The organism is Pseudomonadales bacterium, assembly GCA_041395665.1.
In the GTDB taxonomy this organism is placed as follows: Bacteria; Pseudomonadota; Gammaproteobacteria; order Pseudomonadales; family UBA7239; genus UBA7239.
The window spans coordinates 39,826-53,185 of the sequence record JAWLAB010000001.1; the positions used below are offsets into that span (position 1 = coordinate 39,826).

At 45.8% G+C, this 13,360-nt stretch carries 25 protein-coding genes and 2 pseudogenes; all 27 read right to left on the bottom strand.

The features are described from left to right. Nucleotides 1-30: 30 nt before the first annotated feature. The 27 genes and pseudogenes from rpoA to rpsJ all read right to left on the bottom strand — a co-directional run bounded on the left by rpoA (nucleotide 31) and on the right by rpsJ (nucleotide 13,337). The gene (gene rpoA / locus R3E63_00245; GenBank protein ID MEZ5538404.1) at nucleotides 31-1,038 is read right to left on the bottom strand and encodes a DNA-directed RNA polymerase subunit alpha; all 1,008 of its coding nucleotides are present in this window, start codon (nucleotides 1,036-1,038) and stop codon (nucleotides 31-33) included. A 16-nt stretch (nucleotides 1,039-1,054) separates the two neighbouring features. Continuing rightward, the gene (gene rpsD, locus R3E63_00250) at nucleotides 1,055-1,675 is read right to left on the bottom strand and encodes a 30S ribosomal protein S4 (protein MEZ5538405.1); all 621 of its coding nucleotides are present in this window, start codon (nucleotides 1,673-1,675) and stop codon (nucleotides 1,055-1,057) included. 36 nt (nucleotides 1,676-1,711) lie between these two features. Next, nucleotides 1,712-2,107, bottom strand: a complete 396-nt coding sequence (rpsK, locus tag R3E63_00255) for a 30S ribosomal protein S11 (protein ID MEZ5538406.1) — start codon at nucleotides 2,105-2,107, stop codon at nucleotides 1,712-1,714. 43 nt (nucleotides 2,108-2,150) lie between these two features. Then, on the bottom strand, nucleotides 2,151-2,507 hold the full coding sequence (rpsM, locus tag R3E63_00260) for a 30S ribosomal protein S13 (protein ID MEZ5538407.1): 357 nt from the start codon (nucleotides 2,505-2,507) through the stop codon (nucleotides 2,151-2,153). 107 nt (nucleotides 2,508-2,614) lie between these two features. Then, complete coding sequence (gene rpmJ / locus R3E63_00265) at nucleotides 2,615-2,731, bottom strand: 50S ribosomal protein L36 (GenBank protein MEZ5538408.1); 117 nt, start codon at nucleotides 2,729-2,731, stop codon at nucleotides 2,615-2,617. A gap of 41 nt (nucleotides 2,732-2,772) precedes the next feature. Then, nucleotides 2,773-4,089 (bottom strand): preprotein translocase subunit SecY, encoded by a 1,317-nt coding sequence (gene secY / locus R3E63_00270; protein ID MEZ5538409.1) that lies wholly within the window; start codon nucleotides 4,087-4,089, stop codon nucleotides 2,773-2,775. 6 nt (nucleotides 4,090-4,095) lie between these two features. Next, nucleotides 4,096-4,530, bottom strand: a complete 435-nt coding sequence (gene rplO / locus R3E63_00275) for a 50S ribosomal protein L15 (protein MEZ5538410.1) — start codon at nucleotides 4,528-4,530, stop codon at nucleotides 4,096-4,098. A gap of 1 nt (nucleotide 4,531) precedes the next feature. Then, nucleotides 4,532-4,711, bottom strand: coding sequence for a 50S ribosomal protein L30 (gene rpmD / locus R3E63_00280; GenBank protein ID MEZ5538411.1), 180 nt, complete (start codon nucleotides 4,709-4,711; stop codon nucleotides 4,532-4,534). Between the two features lie 42 nt (nucleotides 4,712-4,753). Then, on the bottom strand, nucleotides 4,754-5,269 hold the full coding sequence (rpsE, locus tag R3E63_00285) for a 30S ribosomal protein S5 (GenBank protein MEZ5538412.1): 516 nt from the start codon (nucleotides 5,267-5,269) through the stop codon (nucleotides 4,754-4,756). Between the two features lie 11 nt (nucleotides 5,270-5,280). Then, nucleotides 5,281-5,631 (bottom strand): 50S ribosomal protein L18, encoded by a 351-nt coding sequence (gene rplR / locus R3E63_00290; protein MEZ5538413.1) that lies wholly within the window; start codon nucleotides 5,629-5,631, stop codon nucleotides 5,281-5,283. 10 nt (nucleotides 5,632-5,641) lie between these two features. Next, nucleotides 5,642-6,175, bottom strand: coding sequence for a 50S ribosomal protein L6 (gene rplF / locus R3E63_00295; protein ID MEZ5538414.1), 534 nt, complete (start codon nucleotides 6,173-6,175; stop codon nucleotides 5,642-5,644). Between the two features lie 10 nt (nucleotides 6,176-6,185). After that, nucleotides 6,186-6,579, bottom strand: a pseudogene (gene rpsH, locus R3E63_00300) (30S ribosomal protein S8). Between the two features lie 17 nt (nucleotides 6,580-6,596). Further along, entirely contained in the window at nucleotides 6,597-6,905 is a 309-nt protein-coding gene (gene rpsN / locus R3E63_00305) for a 30S ribosomal protein S14 (GenBank protein ID MEZ5538415.1), read from the bottom strand. A gap of 26 nt (nucleotides 6,906-6,931) precedes the next feature. Next, nucleotides 6,932-7,471, bottom strand: coding sequence for a 50S ribosomal protein L5 (rplE, locus tag R3E63_00310; protein MEZ5538416.1), 540 nt, complete (start codon nucleotides 7,469-7,471; stop codon nucleotides 6,932-6,934). Between the two features lie 18 nt (nucleotides 7,472-7,489). Further along, nucleotides 7,490-7,804 (bottom strand): 50S ribosomal protein L24, encoded by a 315-nt coding sequence (rplX, locus tag R3E63_00315; GenBank protein ID MEZ5538417.1) that lies wholly within the window; start codon nucleotides 7,802-7,804, stop codon nucleotides 7,490-7,492. A gap of 24 nt (nucleotides 7,805-7,828) precedes the next feature. Further along, the gene (gene rplN, locus R3E63_00320) at nucleotides 7,829-8,197 is read right to left on the bottom strand and encodes a 50S ribosomal protein L14 (protein ID MEZ5538418.1); all 369 of its coding nucleotides are present in this window, start codon (nucleotides 8,195-8,197) and stop codon (nucleotides 7,829-7,831) included. Nucleotides 8,198-8,235: 38 nt separating this feature from the next. After that, nucleotides 8,236-8,502, bottom strand: coding sequence for a 30S ribosomal protein S17 (gene rpsQ, locus R3E63_00325; protein MEZ5538419.1), 267 nt, complete (start codon nucleotides 8,500-8,502; stop codon nucleotides 8,236-8,238). 1 nt (nucleotide 8,503) lies between these two features. Next, on the bottom strand, nucleotides 8,504-8,695 hold the full coding sequence (gene rpmC, locus R3E63_00330) for a 50S ribosomal protein L29 (protein MEZ5538420.1): 192 nt from the start codon (nucleotides 8,693-8,695) through the stop codon (nucleotides 8,504-8,506). Continuing rightward, complete coding sequence (gene rplP, locus R3E63_00335) at nucleotides 8,695-9,108, bottom strand: 50S ribosomal protein L16 (GenBank protein MEZ5538421.1); 414 nt, start codon at nucleotides 9,106-9,108, stop codon at nucleotides 8,695-8,697. The genes rpmC and rplP overlap by 1 nt, the downstream gene beginning before the upstream one ends. Before the next feature lie 8 nt (nucleotides 9,109-9,116). After that, a complete protein-coding gene (gene rpsC, locus R3E63_00340) occupies nucleotides 9,117-9,800 on the bottom strand; it encodes a 30S ribosomal protein S3 (GenBank protein MEZ5538422.1) in 684 nt (227 codons plus the stop codon). Between the two features lie 22 nt (nucleotides 9,801-9,822). Continuing rightward, nucleotides 9,823-10,156 (bottom strand): annotated as a pseudogene (gene rplV / locus R3E63_00345) (50S ribosomal protein L22). 5 nt (nucleotides 10,157-10,161) lie between these two features. Further along, nucleotides 10,162-10,446, bottom strand: coding sequence for a 30S ribosomal protein S19 (gene rpsS / locus R3E63_00350; GenBank protein MEZ5538423.1), 285 nt, complete (start codon nucleotides 10,444-10,446; stop codon nucleotides 10,162-10,164). Nucleotides 10,447-10,465: 19 nt separating this feature from the next. Next, nucleotides 10,466-11,293, bottom strand: a complete 828-nt coding sequence (gene rplB, locus R3E63_00355) for a 50S ribosomal protein L2 (GenBank protein MEZ5538424.1) — start codon at nucleotides 11,291-11,293, stop codon at nucleotides 10,466-10,468. Between the two features lie 19 nt (nucleotides 11,294-11,312). After that, the gene (rplW, locus tag R3E63_00360; GenBank protein ID MEZ5538425.1) at nucleotides 11,313-11,606 is read right to left on the bottom strand and encodes a 50S ribosomal protein L23; all 294 of its coding nucleotides are present in this window, start codon (nucleotides 11,604-11,606) and stop codon (nucleotides 11,313-11,315) included. Beyond that, entirely contained in the window at nucleotides 11,603-12,208 is a 606-nt protein-coding gene (rplD, locus tag R3E63_00365; protein ID MEZ5538426.1) for a 50S ribosomal protein L4, read from the bottom strand. The genes rplW and rplD overlap by 4 nt, the downstream gene beginning before the upstream one ends. A gap of 24 nt (nucleotides 12,209-12,232) precedes the next feature. Beyond that, the gene (rplC, locus tag R3E63_00370; protein MEZ5538427.1) at nucleotides 12,233-12,868 is read right to left on the bottom strand and encodes a 50S ribosomal protein L3; all 636 of its coding nucleotides are present in this window, start codon (nucleotides 12,866-12,868) and stop codon (nucleotides 12,233-12,235) included. 157 nt (nucleotides 12,869-13,025) lie between these two features. After that, complete coding sequence (gene rpsJ, locus R3E63_00375) at nucleotides 13,026-13,337, bottom strand: 30S ribosomal protein S10 (protein ID MEZ5538428.1); 312 nt, start codon at nucleotides 13,335-13,337, stop codon at nucleotides 13,026-13,028. Nucleotides 13,338-13,360 lie beyond the last annotated feature (23 nt).

The following is a 13,360-nucleotide window of genomic DNA, read 5'->3' on the forward strand; positions in this document are numbered from 1 at the left end:
CTTCTGGTGCGCGGTATTACTAAATCAAAATTAGGCTGTTGCCTTGTTTTCGTTATGGGAACTAGCTGGTGGCCAGTTCTCAAGTCGCATTCCTAGAGACAAACCGCGCGATGCAAGAATGTCTTTTATTTCAGTAAGCGATTTTTTACCTAAATTAGGCGTTTTCAGTAACTCAACTTCAGTACGCTGAATCAAGTCACCAATACGATAAATATTTTCTGCCTTCAAACAATTTGCTGAGCGAACTGTCAACTCTAAATCTTCAACAGGGCGTAACAATAACGGATCAACAGACTCTTGCTGCTTCGCTGGTCTCGTCTGCCTTTCACTTTCTAAATCAACAAAAACGGCTAACTGTTGCTGCAGAATCGTTGCAGCGCGGCGAATGGCTTCCTCAGGATTGATTGTTCCGTTGGTCTCCATGTCGATAATCAGCTTATCCAAGTCTGTACGCTGCTCAACACGAGCGCTTTCGACTGTATACGAGATACGAACAATAGGACTGAACGACGCATCTAACTGCAAACGACCGATAGTCTTATTATCATCTTCATTTGCTGCATGAACATCTGCAGGTTGGTAACCGATACCGCGGGCAACAATCAGGCGCATACTAACAGCGGATGAAGCATTGTTAATATGGCACAGTACATGGTCAGGATTTTTAATCTCAACATCAGCATCCGTCTGAATATCAGCGGCCGTTACTGCGCCAGCGCCTTTTTTATTCAGCGTAATAACTGCACGGTCTTTATTACCATGCATGACAACAGCCACGCCTTTCAGGTTCAATAAAACCTCAATGACATCTTCTTGTACGCCAGCAATCGTGCTGAATTCATGGAGCACGCCATCAATTTCGACTTCAACAATTGCACAGCCTGGCATAGAGGACAATAGAATGCGACGAAGTGCATTACCCAATGTATGACCAAAACCGCGCTCTAAAGGCTCAAGCACCACTTTTGCGCGAGTTGAAGATACTTGTTGAACATCAATATGTTTTGGCGTCAACAATTCAGTAGCAGAGCTTTGCATGAAAAATTCCCAGCAATTATTTCGAGTAAAGTTCGATGATTAAACTTTCATTAATTTCTGATGAAAGATCGCTACGATCCGGAATGCGCTTGAACTGGCCTTCCATTTTTTCAGCATTCAGCTCTATCCATTCGGACTGGCCTCGCTGAGCGGCGATATTCATAGAGGACTGTATACGCAATTGATTTTTGCTTTTTTCACGCACGGAAACAGTGCTGCCAGGCTGAACTTGGAAAGATGGCACATTGACAGTGCTGCCATTTACAGCGATCGCTTTGTGCGAAACTAGCTGACGAGCTTCAGCACGAGTAGCACCAAACCCCATACGGTACACGACATTATCCAGTCTGCATTCTAATAAACGCAGTAAGTTCTCACCGGCATTGCCTTTGCGACGGGCAGCCTCTGCGTAGTAACCACGAAATTGTTTTTCAAGAACACCATAAATGCGGCGCACTTTTTGTTTCTCTCGCAGCTGTACGCCATAATCGGACAAACGGCCACGACGCACGCCGTGTTGACCAGGAGCTGTCTCAACTTTGCACTTAGCATCCAGCGGCTTTACGCCACTTTTCAGCATCAGGTCAGTGCCCTCTCTACGCGACAACTTGCACTTAGGTCCAATATATCTTGCCATTAAAACAGCCTCTTAAATTCTTTTACTATCCAAAGGTTAAACACGGCGTCTTTTAGGAGGACGGCATCCGTTATGAGGAATCGGCGTCACATCCACGATAGATCCAATTTTGTAGCCACAGTTATTCAATGCACGCACCGCAGACTCTCTACCAGGGCCCGGCCCTTTAACTTCGACATCTAAGTTTTTCAAGCCATATTCTTGTGCAGCAATACCCGCACGCTCAGCTGCAACCTGCGCAGCAAAAGGTGTACTTTTACGCGACCCACGAAAACCCGAGCCACCCGAAGTTGCCCAGCTCAGAGCATTACCCTGACGATCTGTAATTGTCACGATAGTGTTATTGAATGATGCGTAAATATGCGCAACACCATCCACTACGGTTTTTTTGACTTTTTTACGCGTTTTTGCTGCTGCCGATGGCTTTGCCATATCTCTCTCGCCTAACTAACTGTTGCTTACGCTTTAAATAGAATTATTTCTTAATTGCTTTGCGTGGTCCTTTACGGGTACGCGCGTTCGTCTTAGTGCGCTGCCCGCGAACAGGCAGGCCTTTACGATGGCGCAGGCCTCTATAGCACCCTAAATCCATCAAACGCTTGATGCTCATACTCACTTCACGGCGAAGATCACCTTCAACGGTCTGCTTAGCCACTTCCGCTCGCAAAGACTCAACCTGAGCTTCCGTCAAAGAACCCATCTTTGCAGATTCTGCTACGCCAGAAGCAGCACAAATATCTTTCGCACGAGTACGACCAATACCATAGATATAGGTCAGTGCAATAACTGTGTGTTTGTTATCAGGTACATTGACACCGGCAATACGCGCCATTATTTTAAAACTCCAAACAAAATCAAATAATTAGAGAAAACTTTGCCCCTACAGCACCGATACGCTTGTTCAAGGGGGCGCTAGGGTACTCTCGACCAAAAGTTAAATCAACCTTGGCGCTGTTTGTGGCGCGGCTCCACATTACAGATAACACGAACTACGCCTTTGCGGCGAACCAGTTTGCAACCACGACAAACCTTTTTTACAGAAGCTCTAACTTTCACGACTTTATCTCTCCAACCTCTAGGTTAATGCACTTATGGATTCAACTATTACCATAATTTTTCAAATTTGCTTTTTTAAGCAATGTATCGTACTGCGCTGACATCAAGTGTGACTGCACTTGTGCCATAAAATCCATTACTACAACCACAACAATCAATAATGAGGTACCACCCAAGTAAAACGGCACATTAAATGCCATCACCAAACCTTGTGGAATCAGACATACCACCGTCATATAAACAGCACCAACAACAGTTAAGCGTGTTAATACATTATCGATATACTTTGCCGTGTATTCCCCCGGTCTAATACCAGGAACGTAGGCGCCACCTTTTTTCAAATTCTCAGCAACTTCACGCGGGTTAAACATTAACGCTGTATAAAAAAAGCAGAAAAACACAATCAAAACGGTAAAAAATAAAATATTTAATGGCTGACCCGGACCAATCCATAACGCGACATCTTGCAACCATTCAAAGCCAGGTCGCTGACCAAACATTTGTGCAATTGTCGCCGGAAATAACAGCAAACTGCTGGCAAAAATTGCTGGAATAACTCCACCCATATTCACCTTCAATGGGAGATGAGTGCTTTGTCCCTGATAAACCTTACGGCCGACTTGTCTGCGCGCATAGTTAACTGCAATTTTACGCTGACCTCTTTCTATATAAACAATGCCGTAAATTAATGCAGGTACGCCTACAGCAAGCCCAAGAAGTAACACAACATTCAAATCACCTTGGCGCGCCTGCTCTAAAGATTGAGCAACAGCCGCAGGCAAACCTGCAACAATACCCGCAAAAATAAGCATCGAAACACCGTTTCCAATTCCACGCTCTGTAATTTGCTCACCCAACCACATCATGAACATAGCGCCGGTAATCAACGAAACAGTAGCGAGCAAATAGACACTCATGTTTACCGAGTAGAGCGCATTCTGCCCAGCCAAACTACTTACCATCCCAAACGCCTGCAGAGTCGCAAGTGCAACCGTTCCGTAACGCGTGTACTGGCTAATTTTTCTCTGACCTTGCTGTCCTTCTTTCTTCAGCTGCTCTAACTGTGGCATCACCGAGGAAAGCAACTGGATAATAATAGACGCTGAGATGTAGGGCATCACGCCGAGCGCCAATACGCTCATACGCTCTAAAGCGCCACCAGAAAACATATTGGCCATGCCAAATATCGTGTTCTGTGTCTGGCTAAAAATACTTTCCAGCTGGGTAGGGTTGATTCCAGGTACAGGTATATGACTGCCAACTCTGTAAACAATAATCGCCAACAAAAGAAATTTGAGTCGAGTCCACAGCTCACCCAAACCTTTTTGATTTGCCATCATTGCTGGTGAATTGGCCACAGTAAATTATTCCTCGACCTTTCCGCCAGCAGCTTCAATAGCCTGTTTTGCACCTTGGGTTACAGCCAAGCCTTTAACAGTAAAGGATTTTTTCACTTCACCGGAAAGAAATATCTTTGCGCGCTTGATATTTTCATTCAGCACATTGGCAGCTTTTAATGTTTCAAGCGATACAACATCGCCATCTATTTTATTTAATTCTGACAAACGCACTTGCGCAGTCGTTAAGCTGATGCGAGAAACAAAGCCATACTTTGGCAAGCGTTTCTGCAAAGGCATTTGGCCACCTTCAAAACCGGGGCGAACATTGCCGCTTTTACGCGCTTTTTGGCCTTTATGACCACGACCACAAGTTTTCCCCAAGCCAGATCCAATGCCGCGACCAACGCGCAACTTAGGCGTTTTGTGTCCAGGAGCTGGACTTAAGCTATTAAGATGCATATCAGTCTTCCACCTTCAGCATGTAGCTAACTTTGTTAATCATACCGCGCACTGACGGCGTGTCTTGCACTTCAACAGTATGCCCAATGCGACGCAACCCCAAACCCTTAATGCAGTTTTGATGATTTTTCAATCGACCAGCCGTGCTGCGAATTTGGGTTAGTTTAATTGTGTTTGCCATATCAAAAACCTTGATTACTAATCAATCAATAATCGACTTCAATTAGCCACGAATTTCTTCAACTGTTTTTCCACGCTTCGCTGCAATTTCTTCAGGAGAACGCATTTCTTTCAAACCACGAATAGTCGCGCGAACAACATTCACAGGGTTAGTTGACCCATAGCATTTAGCCAATACGTTTTGTACGCCAGCCAACTCCAAGACAGAACGCATAGCTCCACCAGCAATAACACCCGTACCTTCTGACGCCGGTTGCATATAAATATTGGCTGCGCCGTGACGCGCTTTTACTGGGTAAAAAATAGTATTGCCATTGAGATCAACAGTAATCATGTTACGTCTAGCTGCTTCCATTGCCTTTTGAATAGCAACAGGCACTTCGCGCGCTTTGCCGCGACCAAAGCCGACTTTACCATTTCCATCACCAACCACAGTCAGTGCTGTAAATGAAAAAGTACGACCACCTTTTACAACCTTAGCAACGCGATTAACTTGAACGAGCTTCTCTAAAAGGCCGTCTGAGTTCTTGTCTTTTTCTTTCTGCTCTTGAAGCGCCATCTTTACACCTATTAGAACTCGAGACCAGCGGAACGCGCGGCATCAGCCAACGCCTTAACACGCCCATGATATTTGAAGCCGCTACGATCAAAAGCCACCTTCGTAACACCTGCAGCCTTTGCTCTTTCAGCCACTAAAGCGCCTACACTCTCCGCTGCCTTAGCATTACCAGTTGCGCCAGAAGACAAGCTCGATTCAAGTGTCGATGCCTGAGCAAGCACTTGAGCGCCATCTGGAGAAGTAACTTGAGCATAGATATGTCTTGGAGTGCGATGCACGCTTAAGCGATACGCGCCCTGCTCACGAATTTTCATTCGTGTTGACTTTGCTCTACGCAGTCGTCCAGCTTTTTTTGCATTCATTGTTTATACCTTACTTTTTCTTCGCTTCTTTACGGCGGACAACTTCATCTGAATAACGCACGCCTTTACCTTTATAAGGCTCTGGCTCGCGATAAGAACGAATCTCTGCAGCAACCTGGCCCAGTAATTGCTTATCGATACTTTTTAAAAGAATTTCAGTTTGCGTTGGCGTTTCTGCTGTTACACCCACAGGCAATTGATAGTCAATTGGATGCGAATAACCCAGCGTCAAATTAAGGATATTGCCATTAGCTTTAGCACGATAGCCCACGCCAACCAGCTCAAGCTTACGCTCAAAACCAGCGCTTACGCCTTTTACCATATTGGCAACTAACGCGCGTGTAGTACCAGCCTGCATCCACGCCTCTCTAGCACCGCCTTTACCACTAAAAGTTACTTGCCCAGCATCTTGGGAAAGCTCTACAGCAGCATGAAGAGGCACCGAAAGTTCACCCTTGCTGCCTTTCACATTGACCGCGTTACCCGCAACAGAAACTGTTACGCCAGCTGGTATAACAACAGGATTTTTTGCAACTCTGGACATCGCTATTTTCCTAGAACACTGTGCACAAAATTTCGCCGCCAATATTTGCTTTGCGAGCTGCCCGATCTGTCATAACACCTTTACTTGTCGAAACAATCGCAATACCAAGATTATTGGCTACCGTTGGCAAGCTATCCTTACCACTGTAGTTACGCAAACCAGACGACTTACACGCTTGACGCCACCACGTCCCATTTTGCTTTGTGAAAATTTAAGATCAACAGTCAGCTCTGGCTTAGAACCACCGCTGACACTGTAATCCTCAATGTAGCCTTCCGGATTTCAGAACCTCGGCAACGGCAACCTTTATTTTTGACGACGGCATAGATGTTTTAGCAAGCTGCGCTTAGTTGTGCGTTATGTATTCTTGCAATCATGTCCGCCAAAGGATCTTGCATACTCATAGTGATAACTCCAAAATTTACCAGCTGGCCTTAATAAGACCAGGCACATTATCGCCTTTCATTGCGTGCTCTCTGAGCTTAATACGCGAAAGACCAAACTTGCGATAAACAGCGTGTGGGCGACCAGTCAATCTACAGCGTGTTTGCATACGGACGGGATTTGCGTTACGCGGCAATTTTTGCAATTGAATCTGGGCATTCCAGCGGTCTTCGTCTGAAGCCTTTGGATCAGCAATAACCGCTTTAAGATTTGCGCGCTTCTCTGCATATTTTGCAACAGTTTTTGCGCGTTTCTTTTCACGCTCAATCATCGAAAGTTTTGCCATTTTAAGAGCCGTCCTCGTAAATTAAATCAGGCTTTGAAAGGAAAATTGAAGGCCTTCAATAAAGCTCTACCTTCATCGTCTGTTTTTGCTGTCGTGGTAATAGCAATATCCAAACCACGCAATGCGTCAATTTTATCGTAATCAATCTCTGGGAAAATAATCTGCTCAGAGACACCCATAGAGAAATTGCCACGACCGTCAAATTGCTTAGGACTAATACCACGGAAGTCACGAATACGAGGAATCGCAACCGTGATTAAACGATCAAGAAATTCATACATGCGATCATTTCGCAGCGTCACTTTACAACCAATAGGCCATCCTTCACGAACCTTGAAAGCCGCAATTGACTTTCTGGCCTTTGTGATAACTGCCTTTTGCCCTGTAATTTGCTCGAGGTCGCGTACAGCATTTTCAAGAATTTTCTTATCGGCAAGCGCCTCACCCACACCCATGTTGACGGTGATTTTAGTAATCTTTGGCACTTCCATTACGCTTTTCACGCCCAGTTCAGTTTTTAACTTGGGCACTATTTCGCTTTTGTAAACTTGTTGCAGTCTAGCCATTACCATTTCACCTTTCGATTAAGCGCCAATCACTTCGCCACTGGATTTGTAGACCCGCACTTTCTTACCATCGACATCTTTAAAACCAACACGATCTTTTTTGTTGGTTTTAGGGTTGTAAATTGCGACATTTGAAACATCAATAGATGCTTCTTTCTCAACAATGCCACCCTGTACACCAAGCTGAGGATTTGCCTTAGTATGCTTTTTCATCACATTGACGCCGGCAATGACAACGCGACCGTTGTCCAATACGCGCTGTACTGAACCGCGTTTGCCTTTATCTTTGCCTGTGGTGACGACTACTTGATCATCTTTTTTAATCTTGCTCATACCCAAACCTCGCTCCAGCCCAGCTCAAAGCACTTCTGGCGCCAGAGAAATAATTTTCATGAATTTTTCGCCGCGCAGCTCACGCGTCACAGGTCCAAAAATACGCGTCCCGATTGGCGCTTGCTGGTTGTTCAACAACACGGCAGCGTTATCATCAAATTTGATCAAAGAACCATCAGCACGACGCACGCCCTTCTTAGTGCGCACAACCACTGCAGTCATCACTTGACCTTTCTTGACTTTTCCGCGAGGGATAGCATCTTTAACGCTGACTTTAATGATATCGCCTACCCCAGCATAGCGACGGTGTGAACCGCCCAACACTTTGATACACATAACTCGACGGGCACCACTGTTGTCTGCCACATCTAAAAATGTTTGAGTTTGTATCATTCACTACACTCCGAAAACGATTTCAATAAAGCAAGCAATTAAATAACTGCTGCTTTTTCCTCGATTTTAACCAATGCCCAAGTTTTAAACTTAGATAGTGGACGAACTTCTTTTACTGTAACGATATCGCCAATTGCACACTCATTATTTTCATCATGTGCCTTCAGCTTTGAAGATTTAACTAAATACTTACCATAAAGCTCATGCTTAACACGACGCTCGATCAACACAGTGATCGTCTTGTCCATTTTGTTGCTAACAACTCGACCTGTTTTGGTACGAGCAATCTGCTCATTGTTTGCCATGTTATTTACCAGCCTTTTCATTCAACAGCGTCTTGATTTGCGCGATACGGCGTCTTGACGCCTTAAGCAAATGCGTTTGGGACAACTGCCCAGTATTCAACTGCATTCTTTGTTTGAATTGATCTTGGAGCTGTTTATCCAACTCAACTTGCAATTCAGCAACTGTTTTATTGCGAAGATCTGCTACTTTCATTACATGATCTGCCGTTTAACAAATGTGGTTGTCAGAGGGAGTTTTGCTGCAGCCAGTGTCAACGCCTCGCGCGCCAACTCTTCTGAAACCCCTTCTACTTCATACAAAACTCTACCAGGCTGAATCTGTGCCACCCAGTATTCAACACTGCCTTTACCTTTACCTTGACGCACTTCAAGAGGCTTTTGTGTAATTGGCTTATCTGGAAAAATGCGAATAAATACTCTGCCACCACGCTTTAACTTACGAGTCAGCGCACGACGCGCAGCCTCGATTTGTCTTGCTGTAATGCGGCCACGCATTGTAGCTTTGAGCCCGAATTCGCCAAAGCTAACTTTGCTTCCGCGTTGGGCAAGGCCCCTGTTTCGCCCTTTAAACTGCTTGCGAAATTTTGTGCGCTTAGGTTGTAACATGGCGCGTCTTACCCCTGATTAGATGACTTCTTTCTACCGGTTACTGCTTCGGCTTGTTCCGCAGCATCAAGAATTTCGCCTTTGAAAATCCAGACTTTTACACCAATGATGCCGTAGGTAGTCAAAGCTTCTGCTGTTGCGTAATCAATGTCTGCACGCAAAGTATGCAAAGGCACTCGACCTTCGCGATACCACTCTGTGCGAGCAATATCTGTGCCGCCCAAGCGTCCAGAAACCATAATTTTGATACCCAATGCGCCTTGACGCATTGCATTCTGTACGGCGCGCTTCATAGCACGGCGAAACATAACCCGACGCTCTAATTGCTGTGCAACACCTTGTGCAACCAAAACCGCATCAATATCTGGTTTACGAATCTCTTCAATATTGATATGAACGGGCACACCCAAAATTTGCGCCACTTCGCCACGCAATTTTTCAACATCTTCGCCCTTTTTGCCAATAACAATACCGGGGCGCGCAGAGTGAATAGTGACGCGCGCAGACTGAGATGGACGCTCAATATCAACACGGCTAACTGAAGCGCTAGCTAATTTCTTTTGGATAAAAGTACGCGCTTTAATATCCGCCAGCAATTTATCGGCATAAGTAGCACTGTTCGCATACCAAACAGAAGTATGCTTTTTGATGATACCCAGACGAATGCCGGTTGGATGTACTTTTTGACCCATTGCGGTCTCCTAATTTCTCGCCTTATTTGGCGGCAACTTTTACAGTAATGTGGCAAGTGCGTTTTAAAATTCTGTCCGCTCGCCCTTTGGCGCGAGGCTTAATACGCTTCATCACCATACCTTCATCAACAAATACTGTTGAAACATGCAATTCATCAACATCAAGCCCTTGATTGTGTTCAGCATTTGCAATTGCTGACTCAAGCACTTTTTTAACTAATACGGCAGCTTTTTTGTTGCTGAACGACAAAATATCTAACGCTTTCTCAACATGCTGACCTCTAATTTGGTCAACCACTAATGCACTTTTGCGCTGAGCTACGAGCACCGCGCAATGTTGCTGAAATCTCTTCCATTACCATTACCTCTTACCAGGCTTCGCTTTTTTATCTGCTGCGTGCCCTTTATAAGTGCGCGTAACAGAAAACTCGCCGAGTTTATGACCAACCATTTCTTCCGTCACATAGACGGGAACATGCGCACGGCCGTTGTGTACTGCGATAGTCAAACCCACCATTTCTGGCATGATCATCGAACGACGCGACCATGTTTTGATTGGGCGTTTGTCATTTTTTTCTAGCGCCGTCTCCACCTTTTTCACAAGATGCAGATCGATGAACGGGCCTTTTTTCAATGAACGCGGCACAAATCTATCCTCTCAATTCTTACTTCTTGTTGCGATGACGAACAATAAGATCATTCGTACGCTTGTTCTTACGGGTTTTGTAACCTTTAGTTGGCGTGCCCCACGGAGAAACTGGATGACGACCACCAGAAGTTCTACCCTCACCACCACCGTGCGGGTGATCAACCGGGTTCATAACCACACCACGAACTGTCGGGCGAACTCCACGCCACCGGCTTGCACCAGCTTTACCCAATGAACGCAGGTTGTGCTCACTGTTTGAAACTTCACCCAAAGTAGCTTTGCAATCGGCAAGAATTTTTCTCATTTCACCGCTGCGCAAACGCAGCGTTGCATACGCACCTTCACGCGCAACCAACTGCGCAGAAGCTCCAGCAGAACGCGCAACTTGCGCGCCTTTACCCGGTTTCATTTCAATGCAATGCACATTGGAACCGATAGGAATATTACGCAAAGGCAAAGCATTACCTACAGAGATAGGCGACGCAGAACCCGACTGAATTTTATCGCCAGCACTCAAACCTTTTGGCGCAATAATGTAGCGCCTTTCGCCGTCCGCATAGCAAACCAATGCAATATTGGCACTTCTATTAGGATCATATTCCAAGCGCTCAACCGTACCGATAATTCCATCTTTGTTACGCTTAAAATCAACAATACGATAGTGCTGCTTGTGACCGCCACCTTGATGACGCACAGTAATGCGACCATTATTATTACGACCACCGTTTTTGCTTTTCTTTTCCACCAAGGCAGCATGCGGCGCGCCTTTGTGCAAATCTGGATTAACAACGCTAACAACAAAGCGGCGTCCAGGCGAGGTGGGTTTTCTTTTTACTATTGCCATAAAAAATTACTCCCCAGCCTTACATGCTTGCAAAGTCAATATCATGGCCTTGCTCAAGGCGGATATAGGCTTTTTTCCAATCACTGCGACGCACATCACCAAAACGATTGCGCTTTACTTTGCCCTTCATGCGCAACACACGCACTGCAGCAACTTTCACATTAAACAACTTCTCAATAGCGTGTTTGATTTCTAACTTATTAGCATCCAGCGCGACCTTAAACACGACTTGATTGCTATCACCAGAAACCATGGTTGACTTTTCAGAAACCTGCGGCCCAACAAGAACCTTGTAAATGCGCTCTTGGTTCATGCCAACACCTCGTCAAACTTTTTAACGGCTGGAACAGTAATCAATACCTTGTCAAACCGAACCAAGCTTACTGGATCTGCCGCATTCACATCGCGCACATCAACATTCGGCAGGTTGCGCGCAGACAGATAAAGATTCTCACTCACTTCATCAGAAACAATCAGAACGCTATCCAATTTCAGCGCATTTAATTTTTGCTGAAGCAGTTTTGTTTTTGGCTGTTCGAGATCAATTTTCTCAACCACCACCAATCGATCTTGACGCGCCAATTCAGACAAAATGCTCTGCAATGCAGCGCGATACATTTTGCGATTTAATTTCTGACTGTGATCTTGTGGACGCGCAGCAAAAGTTACGCCACCCGTGCGCCAAATTGGGCTACGAGTACTACCCGCACGCGCACGACCAGAACCTTTTTGTTTCCACGGCTTTTTGCCGCCGCCACTCACTTCTGAACGATTTTTCTGCGCGCGAGAACCTTGACGACCACCAGACAGGTACGCAGTAACCGCTTGGTGAATAAGATCTTCGTTGTATGCGCGTCCGAAGGCAGTTTCAGATACCTGAACATTGCCAGCACTACCACCTTCGAGTGTTGCTATATTTAATTCCACAACATTCCCCTCTTAGGAAGCCTTAACCGCAGGACGAATCAGCAGGTCGCCACCCGGCGCACCAGGCACCGCACCGCGAACCAACAGCAGATTGCGCTCAGCATCCACACGAACCACTTGCAAATTTTGCACAGTGACCTGCTCGTCACCCATGTGACCAGCCATTTTCTTACCTTTGAATACACGACCCGGAGATTGGTTTTGACCGATAGAACCAGGAGCGCGATGCGACAATGAGTTGCCGTGCGTGGCATCTTGCGCACTGAAGTTCCAGCGTTTGATAACACCTTGAAAACCTTTACCGCGCGAACGACCAGTGACATCAACCATCTGACCATCGACGAAAGCAGCAACTGTTAATTCTGAGCCGACAGCAGGTTGATCCACACCATCAGTCGCCAGCTCCCACAGCCCGCGACCCGCACCAACACCCGCTTTAGCAAAATGACCAGCCGCCGCTTTAGTGACGCGTGACTGACGACGAACACCAACAGTTACCTGCACAGCAGCATAACCATCGCTTTCGATAGACTTAACCTGAGTAACACGATTAGGCTCAACTTCGATTACGGTTACCGGAATCGAAACACCTTCTTCTGTAAAGATACGCGTCATGCCGCATTTGCGACCGACTAAACCACTGACCATTTTTATCACCTCTCGTGTACGGGGCTTTTACCCGCTATGGCCGCCTTACTTAGGCGTTACACCAAGGAGCTGCACTTCAATCGAGAATCCAACTTTATTTCTAAATCTCGTGCGACTTCTTTTATTGCTTTACTACTTAAATCTTTAAAACTTTTGATCAACCCAAGCTGATCTGCACTTCCACACCAGCAGCCAGATCCAACTTCATCAAAGCATCAACCGTTTTATCGGTTGGCTCGACGATGTCTAACATGCGCTTGTGCGTGCGAATCTCGTACTGGTCACGCGCATCTTTATTTGCATGCGGAGAGATCAACACAGTGAAACGCTCTTTGCGCGTCGGCAAAGGAATTGGACCTCTCACTTGAGCACCCGTTCTTTTAGCTGTTTCTACAATTTCTTGTGTTGAAGTATCGATCAGACGATGATCAAAAGCCTTCAAGCGAATACGAATTCTCTGGTTCTGCATGAACAGAAAACCTCAATAAATCA